Origin of the sequence: Shewanella phaeophyticola (assembly GCF_025398315.1) — a bacterium.
GTDB lineage: Bacteria > Pseudomonadota > Gammaproteobacteria > Enterobacterales > Shewanellaceae > Shewanella > Shewanella phaeophyticola.
The window spans coordinates 3,363,564-3,377,728 of record NZ_JAODOQ010000001.1; the positions used below are offsets into that span (position 1 = coordinate 3,363,564).

The window sequence follows — 14,165 nt, forward strand, 5'->3', positions numbered from 1 at the left end:
CCAGACCTTTGGCACCTTTCACACAGAATTATGGAATAACACAATGAAAAAATTAACACTGCGCAACATCATGCTTTGTCTTGCATTGAGCTTTTTCGCAAGCAGTGCAATGGCTGATAAAACCACCTTACTCGACCAAACTCATGCAGCTAAAGGGCTCAAATGTGCCAGCTGCCATGGTAACGCCGAACAACGCGAAGCGGTCACTATGACCAAATGCATCAAATGTCATAACACCGAAAAGTTGGCTAAAAAAACCAAAGATGTAAAACCAACAAACCCACATGAAAACCGCCACTTTGGCACCGAAACCGACTGTGCAAAATGCCACAACGTACACCAGAAGTCTGAAAACTACTGCGGTAGCTGTCACCTTCGTTTTGACTTTGTGGTCCCTTAAAACAGTAAGGCACGATATCTCGACCATAAAAAGTCAATACGAAACAGGATGAGAATGATGAATATTAAAACTAAATTATTACCGCTAGTCGTAGCATGTCTAGCCGCCAGCCCAGCCTTTGCCGCTGAGCCAATGGCAAACATATTTAATGATGCAACCTTGAAAGGTCAATTCCAACTTTTTGATTTTCAACGTAACTTTGATGCTGATAGCACAGATCGCCACGACACCTCGTTCGGTGGTTTATTCTACCTGCGTTCAGGTGAAGCTAATGGCATCAGTTTTGGGGGCTCATTTGCGTCAGCAAACCCAATATGGGAGTCAAGCAACGACGGGCTTTACGGCCTTGTAGGTGGTGGCGCACCTGGCTCAGTTGTCGAGCGTACCGCTGTTAACCGTTTACAAGAGTACTTTGTCAGCGGCAACTGGTACGACACACAAATCGTGGTCGGTGCACAAGAGTTACGTACCCCAATGATGAACCCGTTCCCATTACGCGCTATTCCGTTCACCTATCGTGGTGCCAGTGTTAAAAATACCTCTATAGAAAATTTAGCGATATCAGCACTATACATCACAGACTACATGGGCTGGACTGACGAAGAGTTTAACAACGTATCAAGCGGGATCCAAAGTGAGTTTGCACGTAAAGGTGTCATTGTCGATGTAGAAGACAACCCAATCTATGCGCTAGGTTTAGACTACAACCTGCCAATCGAAGCGATAAACGCTAAGACCAGTTTGTGGTACTACAGCATGGAAGATGTGTATAACCAGTACCATGTTAAGTTAAACCTTAGCGGCGAAATGGGTGCAGCTAACTGGTATTTCAATCCATCTTACCTAAAGCAAGACTCAACTGGTGCGCTTAGTCAAACCGAAGCTCAATTTGACACATACCAAGCGGGTTTCCACTTAGGGATGAAATGGAACGGATTTGATGCAACAGTAAAATATGTTACCACCGGTGACGGCGACGTTGTGGCACCATTTGGCGATGACAAAGTCATCATCCAACAAGTGGTTCAATCAGCACGCGCTAACGAAGATGGCTACGGCTTACAACTTGCTTATCAATTTGCTCCAGATTCTGCATTAAGTGGCGTTAGCACTTATGTTTACTGGGCAAACTATGAAATTGATGGCGACTCGAGCCAAGACATCGACGAAACCGACTTTTCAGTGGTGTACGATCTCGCCAAATATGTTGACGGTTTAAGCGTACGCGCACGTCATGCCATTGTGAACTACTCAACGGGTGACGACTTAACCGATACGCGTTTCTACGTTTACTACAAGTTCGCAATTTAATCTTCGTAACAAAAGCTTACGCAGCTTTCATTAAGTAAAGAGTCACCGCTCCCGGCCTTTTACTTTTTGATTGACTCTCAATTCGCAAAAAGGATTTCCCGTGAAACTTAATACAATAGCCGCCTCTATTGCCATGACGCTTGCGCTAACAGGCTGTGATAGTGACGACAAAGACACAAGTTTACCCATTTTAACCGCCGCCCAACCTGCCACATTAGTAAACTGTTCATCGCTGGTTGATGCTTTTAACTTTGACGACACCGAAATCACCTCAGCGGTGATGGTTGACGCCGGCGAAATTGACTACGATGGCAGTGGTGTCATATTTAAATCACCCGCTCACTGCGTGCTAACCGGTAAAATGGAACAGCGTTTAGGTAAAGGGTTGCAAGGTAGTGAAACCCAAGAATATGCCATCGGCTTTGAAATGCGCATGCCAACCGATTGGAATGGACGCTTTCTCTACCAAGCAAATGGTGGCTTAGACGGCCGAGTGAACAAAGCCTTAGGTCGTTTTTTAATAACCGATGACTATGACGCTACCGCACTTAACAAAGGCTTTGCAGTAATTAGCTCCGATGCTGGGCACGAAGGCTATGGTCAACAATATTTTGGACTCGATCATCAAGCACGCATTAATTATGGCTACGGTGCTGTTGAAAAGCTCACCCCAATGGCAAAAGCACTCATCTTGGACGCTTATGGCAAACAACCCGACCGTTCTTACTTTGCCGGTTGCTCTAACGGTGGCCGTCACACTATGGTCGCTGCAACCCGCTTTCCTGAAATGTACGACGGATTTTTAGTAGGCGACCCAGGTAATGACTTACCTCAAGCCGCTGTTGCACAATTATATGGCGTACAGCAATTTGCCAATTTAATCCCAGTTAATACGCCTTTAACCACTGCCGATGAAATCAATGCCGCCATAGTCAGCACCGTCACCGCGCAAGAATATACATTATTAGCTAATAGTGTCAGCGAGCAATGTGACGCTTTAGATGGCGCAGCAGACGGGATGATTAACGACCTTGTTGGCTGTCAGCTTGCCTTTGATATTGACCGTGACGTGCCACTTTGTACCACTGAGCGTGATGGAACCTGTTTAACTGCCGAGCAAAAACAAACGCTAGGTAATATTATGACAGGGGCACAAACCTCAGCTGGCGCAGCACTTTACACAAGCTTCCCTTACGATGTGGGCATAGGTGCCAGTGGTTGGGCAAGTTGGGAAATGTCAGCCGCCTTTAGCCGTGATGCAGGCACTGTAGCAACGGTATTTTCAACGCCGCCAGTCGAATTCAATGACTACAACACCTTTGCCGATGCAGGGTTAATTGAAGCCTACAACTACGCTGTGAACTTGAACTTAGATGAAGCCCAAGCCGCAATCAATGCGACCACCAGTGAGTTCCCTGAATCATCAATGTCATTTATGGCCTTAGGTGGTGAAACGGACTATGACGTATTACGTGAACGTGGCGCCAAAATGATCTTAGTGCATGGTACAGCCGACCCAGTATTCTCTGTGCAAAATACCATTGACTGGTACAAAGCTGTTGATGAAGCTAATGCGGGTAATGCTGATGAATTTGCCAAGCTATACCTTATTCCAGGCATGAATCACTGCGGTAATGGCTCCAGCAACCGATCAAGTCAATACGATTTTAGATGACATCGTGGCTTGGGTAGAAACAGGCACCGCACCTGAAGCCATCACCGCCAATGTGCGCGAAGCCAATACTGAGCTGCCAGACAATTGGGCTAAAGACCGCTCTCGCCCATTGTGTCCATTCCCACAAGTAGCCACATACAATGGTTCAGGAGACATAGAACTCGCAGAAAGCTTTAGCTGTGTAGCTTCAGAGTAATTCCCCCAAGAGAATTACCCTCGCTCCACTACACAAAATGGGTTGCCATATTCGGCAACCCATTTTTTATACAATAAACATTATCAAACCAAAGCCTACAGTCATTTATGGTTGTAGCAACACACGCTGGCAAAGTTTGACAAAATCAGACGATGTCACAATTACTAATAACTGCTTTTGCACTTGTGTGCTGATCGCCTCGACAATGGAGCATCTGGTTAACGTTTAAGGGTAATGTTTAAGGGTAATATGGCCAAACACATTGGCGTCGATAAAGCCTCTGTTTTTGTCACCGTTAACTGGGGGGATCTCATGGGAACCCATAAAATGCTCTCTTACTGGGCTGCCATCGTTGTCGCAATAAGCGAGCATAAAACCGATGATTTTATTTGGCGTTAGCAATAAAGGCTTATCTTCCTGGCCTTCTTTAAAGTCATTAGGATACAGCTTAATCGCTACCTCCCAAATCACATTAAAAGGTGCCTCACTACTGCGCTGCCACCGACTATTTACATGCGAGGTATACAGGTGAGCTTGTTTGTCTGAAGCTATAATCTGCCGCCTGATTGTCTAAGCCAATATGGTAGGCAAATGCACTGTGGTTAAACTGATGATTACCGCCTGAGGCATCACTATCAATAAAAATCTCTAAGGTGTCATCATCCCAATAATTCACCGTTGGGTCGGCATGGGTATCAAGCAACACATCATCGGTAATTTCAGCTTGTAGATAAAAATAATGCTCATCCCACAGTAACTTATATTTACCGCTAAAATCACTCGCAGAATCAGGCAATATGCCAGCCATTAAATACGGCATCATTTGCCACTCAGCTTGCTGCTAAGTGTTAACGAATAGTGACTCTAAATAGTGATAGTCTACGTTTTGATTGATTCCTAGTTTGATTCCTAGTTTGATTTAAGTTTAGTGTGAATGGAAAACTCTATATAAAACATTCTGATTATAAAAGTGAGTTACACAACCGGCGTTTTTCAAGACAGTTGTCGCCTAAATTGTTAAGCAGCTTCTTTGTGTTGCTCTGGATTTAACTCCACAGCCCCTATGGGCTGCCAGTTTCGCTCTTCTTTTGACCATCGTTCTGGATGTTCATTTCTTTTTGTCTGATACAACACTTTTCGCTTCGCCAGTATCTCTACATCAAGACCATCATGTCTCTGGTTTGGTGTCACAAACTTAATCCTGCTATGTCGATGCTCATTGTTGTACCAATAAACAAATTCTTTTACCCATTTACGCGCTTCATCTAACGACTTAAAACCTTCGCTAGGCCAACGTGGATGATACTTTACCGTTCTAAACAGTGATTCTGAGTACGGATTATCATTACTCACCCTTGGGCGACTTCGTGAGGTCACAACGCCTAAATCGTACATCTTAGCTCGCATCGTTAGGCTCTTCATGGGCGCGCCATTATCAGAGTGCAACACGACATCTTTCTTCAAGCATTTCTCTGCCCAAACGCTACGCTCTAGCAGTGCTGCTGCTTGCTCACCTGTTTCGCTGTAGTGAACTTCCCAACCGACGATTTTTCGACTGTAAATATCTTCAATCATGTACAGATAATAGTGTATTCCTATCACCGTTGTAGGCAGGTAACTGATATCCCAACTCCACACTTCGTTCGCTTTTTTAGCCGTATAACTGGTTGGCTTTTTATGAACATTTCTCGGCTTAGCTTTGCCTCGGTGGTGCAGCATGTTTTTAGTATGTAATACACGGTAAAAACTCGACTCCGAAGCAATATACTCACCTCTATCGGCGAGTATCGGGACAATTTGGCTTGGTGGTAATGAGGCAAACTCTTCACTATTACACACATCAATCACGGCTTGTCTTTCAGCATGACTCAGTTTATTTCCAGGCTCTGGCCTCATTGCGGTTGGCCTTTTATCTGCGCTAATCTCACCGCCTATTCGCCAACGCTGTAAGGTTCTACTTGATAATCCAATCACGTCACAGGCCTTATCTTGTCTCGCGCCTGATGCTACTGCTGTACTGACCCACTGCGCGTGCTTCTGCCTATCGGTCAGCGAAATCAGTCTTCCTCTTTTTCCTTCCAATAGGCATCGAACTTTTTTCCGAGTACGAGTAAAGCAGCCGCTTCCGCTAACGCTTTATCCTTTCTACGTAACTCACGTTCTAGCTCGTTAATGCGTTTTTTGTCAGTCTTTTGTCCAGGTGTTGTCTTGGCTTTACTTGTCAGTGTTGTGCTTGTATTACCGGCAATGCAAGCTTGCTTCCATCCGTTGACTTGCTCAGGATATAACCCCTTAGCTCGGCAATATTCACTTAACTCAACTGCCGACAGAGAGGCTGTTTCCAATACCACTGAAAACTTTTCTTCACTTGACCACTTATCCGATGAACTGACTTTTGACACGTTTAACCCTGAGGTATTAAATTGCTTTTGCCAACTATACAGGGTTGAGAGATTAATGCCTTCTTGCTCTGCAAACTTACGAACCGACAAACCACTTTGACTAAACTTGTTTAATATAGCTTCTTTAAATTGACCTGAATGCCTTTGATAATTCACTTGCTGTAACTTACCGCTCCCTGTTTATTTGTAAATTAATTGAGGCGACAACTATCCTGACACAGGGGGCAACTATACAGTGCTATTGAAATTAGCCTTTGCTGACCTTTCACTAAACCCCAACGATTACCAAATATGGTAATCGTCACCATATAACACAACCATATAGCACAACATCCCCCGCCCTCATTTAAATGAAAAAACAAAACCTATAATATCAACAGCTTAATAACTGGCACATCGTTTGCTTTATAGATATATAGCCATATTACTTGGCTAAAAAGTGATGTTTACTTTAAAGCAGAAAATAGGAATAAAGATGAAAAATAGGTTTGTATTATTTATATCGGTACTAGCTTTGAGTTTTGCTGGTGCTGGAACAGTGTTTGCAAATCAAGAGGGCTTTCTAAGTGATATACATATTAAAAATGGTCTAGATTGTAACAGCTGCCATGAAGGAAAGCCTAAGAAAGAGGCTGGAATTCAAGCCTGTTTAGATTGTCATGGCGGATATGATGGGATGTATGAAAAAACTAAAGCATTACATATTAATCCACATGATGCTCATGAAGGTGATATTGAGTGCAATGAATGCCATAAGTCACATAGCACCTCAATAGATTATTGCGCATCCTGCCATAGCTTTGATTTTAAAGTCCCCTAATTAACAACTTAACATTTATTTCTAAACGAAATAAAAATAATTAAATTTAAAATAAGAAGTTAAAAACATTTAAAACAAGTGAAAGTGTTAATTTTATTAATTTCACTATTCACATTACATATTAAACATAAGTTCCCAATACTTTTATATTATTAAAGGCTACTAAAAATGAAAAATGAAAATCAAATTTCACGTCGTAAATTCCTTAAAGGGGCAACAGCTGTAGGAGCTGCAGTTTCAACAACATTGTTACCTATTTCGTCAATAGCAGCTACAGCTCCAAAAAAATGGGATCAAGAAACTGACATTATTGTTATCGGATTTGGTAGTGCAGGCTCTGCCGCTGCTATCGCCGCTTCAGAAGAAAATCTTAATGTCACTTTGTTAGAAAAAATGCCCGAAGAAACTGCAGGCGGTGCGACATCATGTTATGGCGGAATTTTTATGAGTTTTGCAGGCCGTAAAGGTAAAAACTTCATCGAAAGATCAATGGGGTCGATGACACCAGAAACCGCTCGAAAAATATCTGATGAAATTAATGTTCAAATAAAATGGGCAAAAGATAAAGGTCTTAAAATGCAAAAAGAAAATCCTTTCCTTGTTGAGGGAGAAGGTAAAGCATTTTACAAACTATTGAAAACATGGGTTATGGAAACCCCTAGGATTACGATTAAATATAGCACACCAGCGACGTCTCTAATTCAAGACCCAGAAACAAAAGAGATACTTGGTGTAATTGCCCAAGATGATGGTAAAGAAATTAAAATAAAAGCAAGAAAAGGCGTCATTATCACATCTGGTGATTATAACGCGAACAAAGATATGATTCGCCAATTCAACTTCCCTGGACTAGATGTTGCAACGATAAACTCACCAGCTAGTACTGGCGATGGCATGAAAATGGGAATGGCCGCGGGTGGAGCTTTAGACAACATGGGTAAAGGCTTTGACTGGATGGAATTTGCTTTTAGAGAACCAACCGAGAAGTTTGGCACCGCAATTACTCATAGAACTTGGGATACTGCCGATCTTGTTAGAGGAACAGATAATTCACCTCTTAACAACTCTAGAATTTTCGTCAACATGGATGGCGAAAGGTTCATGAACGAAAAGACTTTATTAACTCATGAAAAGTTCTATCCAATGCCTTGGTTAAACTTTACTGATAACACTCATAAAGGCAAACCTGTTGGTTGGGATAATCTACCAATGTTTCTTGTTTGTGATCAAAAAGAGTTAGATTCAGCTACTTTAGGTAAGGTTATTGGCGATAATAACTGGGGTTGGGCTAGTGTACAGAATATTTACGAATGGAGTGATGATAATCGTGCAGAAATAGAATCTGGATGGCTTATTAAAGCTGATACGTTAGAAGAGCTGGCCGCTAAAATGAAAGCGAAACCATATTTGTCAACTGAGACACCGAGAATAATTAAACCAGATGCATTAAAAGCAACAGTAACAAAGTATAACGAAGGGTGCAAAAGTGGGAATGATGAATTTGACCGACCTAAAGAAACGTTGAAACCTCTATCTCAAAATGGCTCATATTATGCGATTGAATTGATGGCTTGTGGTGTCTATAACACAAGTGGCTTGAGATACAACATTCATGCTCAAACTTTAGATTACAACAATGAACCCATCCCTAGACTTTATAGTGCAGGTAATGTCGGACAAGGCTTAGCTCTTTGGCCATATGGTGTTCCAGGATGTATGGCAACTGGCAAAATTGCAGCTAAACATGCTGCAAAACTTAAATCTATATAAAACTTTCATTTTATCCCCTTTAAAATTTGCGGTAGTCATCAATAACTACCGCATTTTTTAAATTAAATCTATAACTTATTTAGAGAACTAACAAAATGAAAAAAAACACTAATCTCTTAAGTGGTGGCACTTATAGTACCGCAGTCGGCTTAATATTAATTAACCTCATGGCAGCCCAATATGCCAACGCCGGCTATGTACCATTAGCATTTATTGGCCTCCATGATTATGACCTGCCTGTTAACTTCGAACCTTTTAATGCCATCGTTGAATATGCTTACGTACAAAATACCAATGAAAGATTTGATAGTAATGGAGATAAAGTTGACACATCAAGCCTTACTGAAGTAGCAAGTTTTACGAAGTACGCACACTTTTTTACAGTTGACGCACTTCCGGATGTAGGTTTAGGTTTTGAATTTGTTCCTACTTTTGTCAGTGTTGAAGGTGATGAGATACGTGTATCTGGTATCGGCGACCCACTTGTAGGTATTGCTGGTTGGATGAAACCAAATGAAAACAGTACATTAGGGATTCAAAGTTACATATCTATCCCTGTTGGCGATAATGATGTGTCAGCGAACAACTGGGGAAGCTTTACCCAACTATTCGCTGCTTATAAAATAGATAAGATTTCCTTAGATGCACATTTAGGCGCAATGTTCAGAACAACTACTCGCGTGACAGGAGAGCCGAATATTGATGCAGGTAACACATACCATGCAAGCGTGAGGGTGGCATATCGGGTGAATGATATTTTTGAACCATTTATAGGCGCAAACTACCAAAATACTAAAAAATCGACTTATGAAAATTCAGGAACAACAGTAGATATACTTAACTCAAATAGTAACGAGGTAACTCTGGGGGCTGGAACTATGGCATACTTATCTAGCAATATGCATGCTTCTTTATGGTATGACGTCGGGCTAGATGGGGAGAACACATCTGTTACTAATGCGATATTTGCAAGGTTTTCATACGTTTGGTAAATAGGACCTTTTTAATCATATTATTTTTTTCATAGAGTCACTTTAAATAGTGACTCTAACTAATAATCATAAATGAATATCGCGCATATAAATCACTTTGCACACAGAATGTAATTGTTAACAATTACATTTCTAATCAATAACAAGTAGAACAAAAAATCATTTTGTATAATTAAGAATGAATAAAACGATCTAAAATGTTAATGTATACATATTTAAATATCGCATATCAGCAGCTTAACACTTATACTTTATTATTACTACACTAGAGATAGGCGTTAGAGTATCCCTAACTTTTTCATTCTTGCTCTCAATGTGTTTGGATTGATATTTAATAGCTCTGCAGCTCCTCCTGCACCATGAATCTTACCACCAGTAATATCTAACACTTTATTAATATGCAATGACATAACCTTTTCAAGATTCATTGTATTTTTATTTTCTACCTCAGCACTATCGATATTATAATCAATACTTGTACTGGTAAGTTTTTCTTTGATAAAACTTTTAAAATTTAACGTATTCTCACTGTATTGTATTAATTCTCTTTCAACGACATTCTCTAGTTCTCTGACATTACCTGGCCAAGAGTAAAGCTTTAGTTTATCCAATGCCCCCTGTGTCAGGATAGTTGTCGCCTCAATTAATTTACAAATAAACAGGGAGCGGTAAGTTACAGCAAGTGAATTATCAAAGGCATTCAGGTCAATTTAAAGAAGCTATATTAAACAAGTTTAGTCAAAGTGGTTTGTCGGTTCGTAAGTTTGCAGAGCAAGAAGGCATTAATCTCTCAACCCTGTATAGTTGGCAAAAGCAATTTAATACCTCAGGGTTAAACGTGTCAAAAGTCAGTTCATCGGATAAGTGGTCAAGTGAAGAAAAGTTTTCAGTGGTATTGGAAACAGCCTCTCTGTCGGCAGTTGAGTTAAGTGAATATTGCCGAGCTAAGGGGTTATATCCTGAGCAAGTCAACGGATGGAAGCAAGCTTGCATTGCCGGTAATACAAGCACAACACTGACAAGTAAAGCCAAGACAACACCTGGACAAAAGACTGACAAAAAACGCATTAACGAGCTAGAACGTGAGTTACGTAGAAAGGATAAAGCGTTAGCGGAAGCGGCTGCTTTACTCGTACTCGGAAAAAAGTTCGATGCCTATTGGAAGGAAAAAGAGGAAGACTGATTTCGCTGACCGATAGGCAGAAGCACGCGCAGTGGGTCAGTACAGCAGTAGCATCAGGCGCGAGACAAGATAAGGCCTGTGACGTGATTGGATTATCAAGTAGAACCTTACAGCGTTGGCGAATAGGCGGTGAGATTAGCGCAGATAAAAGGCCAACCGCAATGAGGCCAGAGCCTGGAAATAAACTGAGTCATGCTGAAAGACAAGCCGTGATTGATGTGTGTAATAGTGAAGAGTTTGCCTCATTACCACCAAGCCAAATTGTCCCGATACTCGCCGATAGAGGTGAGTATATTGCTTCGGAGTCGAGTTTTTACCGTGTATTACATACTAAAAACATGCTGCACCACCGAGGCAAAGCTAAGCCGAGAAATGTTCATAAAAAGCCAACCAGTTATACGGCTAAAAAAGCGAACGAAGTGTGGAGTTGGGATATCAGTTACCTGCCTACAACGGTGATAGGAATACACTATTATCTGTACATGATTGAAGATATTTACAGTCGAAAAATCGTCGGTTGGGAAGTTCACTACAGCGAAACAGGTGAGCAAGCAGCAGCACTGCTAGAGCGTAGCGTTTGGGCAGAGAAATGCTTGAAGAAAGATGTCGTGTTGCACTCTGATAATGGCGCGCCCATGAAGAGCCTAACGATGCGAGCTAAGATGTACGATTTAGGCGTTGTGACCTCACGAAGTCGCCCAAGGGTGAGTAATGATAATCCGTACTCAGAATCACTGTTTAGAACGGTAAAGTATCATCCACGTTGGCCTAGCGAAGGTTTTAAGTCGTTAGATGAAGCGCGTAAATGGGTAAAAGAATTTGTTTATTGGTACAACAATGAGCATCGACATAGCAGGATTAAGTTTGTGACACCAAACCAGAGACATGATGGTCTTGATGTAGAGATACTGGCGAAGCGAAAAGTGTTGTATCAGACAAAAAGAAATGAACATCCAGAACGATGGTCAAAAGAAGAGCGAAACTGGCAGCCCATAGGGGCTGTGGAGTTAAATCCAGAGCAACACAAAGAAGCTGCTTAACAATTTAGGCGACAACTGTCTTGAAAAACGCCGAATGCTACTTTTAATATAGGAGGTGCAGCCATTTCCATTTCATTACTGATTTTATTTACAAAAAAATGAACCAATTCTGGAATATCTTCAACTCTTTCCTTTAATGGAGGAATATTAATTAAATACACATTTAACCTATACCAAAGGTCTTCACGAAACTCACCACGCTTTACCATTTCCTCTAAATTTCTATTGGTCGCTGCGACTATTCTGGTATTAATTTCAAAGCTTTTTTCGCCCCCCACTCTATAAGCTTCTTTGTTTTGTAAAACCCTCAATAATTTAACTTGGCAACAATGAGGCATTTCCCCTATTTCGTCTAGAAATAAAGTACCTCCATTAGCTCTTTCGAAATAACCTTTCTTAGAACAAGACGCACCAGTAAATGCCCCTTTCTCATGACCAAACAATTCACTTTCGATTAAATTCTCAGGAATCGCTCCGCAGTTCAGTTTGATGAATGGCTGCATTCGGAGTTGATGACATATGATGAATAGCACTAACGATAACCTCTTTTCCTGTTCCGGTTTCTCCTTGTAATAAAACAGTAGTCTTTTTCTGCGCGACTTTTCTTACCATTTCTAACACATTTTTCAAACCAGAATTCTCACCAACTATCTCTATTTTTGGGTTTACACTCAGAGCATTGTGAACAGATTGTTTATCACTAACAAATAGATTTCGATGCTGCTTAATCAAGTTATCAGCAATACCATTGGCTAGAATAATAGAGAAAGGTTTAGTGGCTACAGCCATTAAAGATATTATTGAGGAAGGAAACTCATTTTCACCTTCGACTCTTATTAAAATATATCCTATCGGCTTATCTTCGATTAAAAGTGGGCTTATTAACGTACTGAATCCTTTTAACTCAATAATGGTAGTAAGTTCATCTACAAACCGATTTTTATCCGTATCTCTTAACAGGAAAGGTGTTCGTTGTTGTTTTAACCAGTTCCAATAGTTTTGTGGCAGCCATGAAGTCCCATCAGATGAGTGACCTGATGAGTAATATATAATTTTTCGAAACTGTCCCGAAACTTCCATTGGAATATACAGTTCAAAGTCAATGACCTTCATATATTTTCTAAGATATTCTGATAAGCTAAAAATTGCTTTATTTATATTTAAACTAGAAGTCAATCTGACAACAACTTCTTTAAAGAACTCTTTCTCATCAACTTTAATCACTTGTAATCCGGTCGCTTCGCCATAACTTAATTGATATTAAATACTAAATTTTAAACTAGTCAAGATTCGTCCCTCATAACACTAGTGTTCCTCACAGTATTTAAACTCCCCAGCTAAACTCCGTTTAGTAAATGATTAATGGTTCTTCTAACTCAAGGTTTTGCACTTGTGTGCTGTTCGCCTCGGCAATGGAGCATCTGGTTAACGTTTAAGGGTAATGTTTAGGGGTAATGTTTAAGGGTAATACTGCCAAACACATTGGCGTCGATAAAGCCTCTGTTTTTGTCTCCGTTAATTGGGGTGATCTCATGAGACCCCATAAAGTGCTCTCTTACTGGGCTGCCATCGTTGTCGCAATAGGCGAGCATAAAACCGATGATTTTATTTGGCGTTAGCAATAAAGGGTTATCTTCTTGGCCTTCTTTAAAGTCATCAGGATACAGCTTAATCGCTACCTCCCAAATCACATTAAAAGGCGCTTCACTACTGCGCTGCCAACGACTTTTTAAATGTGAGGTATACAGGTGAGCTTGTTTATCTGAGTCATAATCTGCCGCCTGATTGTCTAGGCCTATATGGTAAGCAAATGCACTGTGATTAAACTGATGATTGCCGCCTGAGGCATCACTATCAATAAAAATCTCTAAGGTGTCATCATCCCAATAATTCACCGTTGGGTCGGCATGGGTGTCAATCAATACATCGTCGGTAATTTCAGCTTGCAGATACAAATAATGCTCATCCCACAATAACTTATATTTACCGCTAAAATCACTCGCAGAATCAGGCAATATGCCAGCCATTAAATACGGCATCGTTTGCCACTTAGCTTGCTGCCATGCAGGGTCAACAACACCATCAATCTTGATAGGCGTCGCAGTATAGTTAACGTCCATAGCGAACAGCGCCTGGCTACTAAACAGTAATCCCAAAGCAAGTAACGAATATTTCATAAGGCTCTCTATTGATCGATTTGAGACAGGTTGGCTTAAACAGATATAGAACGCAATCATAAATCAGACCCACGCTTAAAAGCTCTGCATCTAGAGCGCAGAATTACATTGGCTCAACAATCTGGCTCAACAACCTAGTCGATACATCGCAGGCTAACTTTACTCTAATACCACTGATACGTGACCACAAAAAAGCCCT

Annotated in this window: 13 protein-coding genes and 1 pseudogene; 8 read left to right on the plus strand and 6 right to left on the minus strand. The window is 41.0% G+C overall.

Going from position 1 to position 14,165, the window contains the following annotated elements:
* Positions 1 to 43 precede the first annotated feature (43 nt).
* The 4 genes from N4T56_RS15590 to N4T56_RS15605 all read left to right on the plus strand — a co-directional run bounded on the left by N4T56_RS15590 (position 44) and on the right by N4T56_RS15605 (position 3,582).
* The gene (locus N4T56_RS15590) at positions 44 to 400 is read left to right on the plus strand and encodes a cytochrome c3 family protein (protein WP_238106653.1); all 357 of its coding nucleotides are present in this window, start codon (positions 44 to 46) and stop codon (positions 398 to 400) included.
* A gap of 54 nt (positions 401 to 454) precedes the next feature.
* Positions 455 to 1,711, plus strand: a complete 1,257-nt coding sequence (locus tag N4T56_RS15595; protein WP_315903061.1) for an OprD family outer membrane porin — start codon at positions 455 to 457, stop codon at positions 1,709 to 1,711.
* 100 nt (positions 1,712 to 1,811) lie between these two features.
* A complete protein-coding gene (locus N4T56_RS15600) occupies positions 1,812 to 3,386 on the plus strand; it encodes a tannase/feruloyl esterase family alpha/beta hydrolase (RefSeq protein ID WP_261733880.1) in 1,575 nt (524 codons plus the stop codon).
* On the plus strand, positions 3,346 to 3,582 hold the full coding sequence (locus N4T56_RS15605; RefSeq protein WP_261733881.1) for a tannase/feruloyl esterase family alpha/beta hydrolase: 237 nt from the start codon (positions 3,346 to 3,348) through the stop codon (positions 3,580 to 3,582). The genes N4T56_RS15600 and N4T56_RS15605 overlap by 41 nt, the downstream gene beginning before the upstream one ends.
* 225 nt (positions 3,583 to 3,807) lie before the next feature.
* Here the strand turns inward: N4T56_RS15605 and N4T56_RS15610 are convergent.
* Together N4T56_RS15610 and N4T56_RS15615 are read right to left on the minus strand one after the other, a co-directional pair.
* Positions 3,808 to 4,420, minus strand: a pseudogene (locus N4T56_RS15610) (CBM9 family sugar-binding protein); the annotation flags it as partial.
* A 179-nt stretch (positions 4,421 to 4,599) separates the two neighbouring features.
* Positions 4,600 to 6,140 (minus strand): IS3 family transposase gene (locus N4T56_RS15615; protein ID WP_261732418.1). Its coding sequence is split into 2 segments (ribosomal slippage): positions 4,600 to 5,675 and positions 5,675 to 6,140, totalling 1,542 coding nucleotides; the frame shifts between segments, so codons are not numbered across the junction.
* Between the two features lie 319 nt (positions 6,141 to 6,459).
* On the opposite strand from N4T56_RS15615, the gene N4T56_RS15620 reads away from it, so the two are divergent.
* From N4T56_RS15620 to N4T56_RS15630, 3 genes are all read left to right on the plus strand, one after another.
* Positions 6,460 to 6,804, plus strand: a complete 345-nt coding sequence (locus N4T56_RS15620; protein WP_261733882.1) for a cytochrome c3 family protein — start codon at positions 6,460 to 6,462, stop codon at positions 6,802 to 6,804.
* 168 nt (positions 6,805 to 6,972) lie between these two features.
* Positions 6,973 to 8,574 (plus strand): FAD-dependent oxidoreductase, encoded by a 1,602-nt coding sequence (locus N4T56_RS15625; protein ID WP_261733883.1) that lies wholly within the window; start codon positions 6,973 to 6,975, stop codon positions 8,572 to 8,574.
* A 95-nt stretch (positions 8,575 to 8,669) separates the two neighbouring features.
* Positions 8,670 to 9,566, plus strand: a complete 897-nt coding sequence (locus N4T56_RS15630) for a transporter (RefSeq protein ID WP_261733884.1) — start codon at positions 8,670 to 8,672, stop codon at positions 9,564 to 9,566.
* Positions 9,567 to 9,844: 278 nt separating this feature from the next.
* On the opposite strand, the gene N4T56_RS15635 is transcribed toward N4T56_RS15630, so the two are convergent.
* Positions 9,845 to 10,276 (minus strand): hypothetical protein, encoded by a 432-nt coding sequence (locus N4T56_RS15635; protein WP_449329056.1) that lies wholly within the window; start codon positions 10,274 to 10,276, stop codon positions 9,845 to 9,847.
* Here N4T56_RS15635 and N4T56_RS15640 point away from each other — a divergent pair.
* Positions 10,249 to 11,789, plus strand: a protein-coding gene (locus N4T56_RS15640) for an IS3 family transposase (protein ID WP_261732418.1) whose coding sequence is annotated in 2 segments (ribosomal slippage) — positions 10,249 to 10,714 and positions 10,714 to 11,789 — 1,542 coding nt in all. Because the reading frame shifts where the segments join, the coding sequence is not laid out codon by codon here. The genes N4T56_RS15635 and N4T56_RS15640 overlap by 28 nt on opposite strands.
* On the opposite strand, the gene N4T56_RS15645 is transcribed toward N4T56_RS15640, so the two are convergent.
* From N4T56_RS15645 to N4T56_RS15655, 3 genes are all read right to left on the minus strand, one after another.
* On the minus strand, positions 11,786 to 12,292 hold the full coding sequence (locus N4T56_RS15645) for a sigma 54-interacting transcriptional regulator (RefSeq protein ID WP_261733886.1): 507 nt from the start codon (positions 12,290 to 12,292) through the stop codon (positions 11,786 to 11,788). The genes N4T56_RS15640 and N4T56_RS15645 overlap by 4 nt on opposite strands.
* Complete coding sequence (locus N4T56_RS15650) at positions 12,252 to 13,013, minus strand: sigma 54-interacting transcriptional regulator (RefSeq protein WP_261733887.1); 762 nt, start codon at positions 13,011 to 13,013, stop codon at positions 12,252 to 12,254. The genes N4T56_RS15645 and N4T56_RS15650 overlap by 41 nt, the downstream gene beginning before the upstream one ends.
* A 221-nt stretch (positions 13,014 to 13,234) precedes the next feature.
* Positions 13,235 to 13,966 (minus strand): CBM9 family sugar-binding protein, encoded by a 732-nt coding sequence (locus N4T56_RS15655; RefSeq protein WP_261733888.1) that lies wholly within the window; start codon positions 13,964 to 13,966, stop codon positions 13,235 to 13,237.
* Between the last annotated feature and the right edge of the window lie 199 nt (positions 13,967 to 14,165).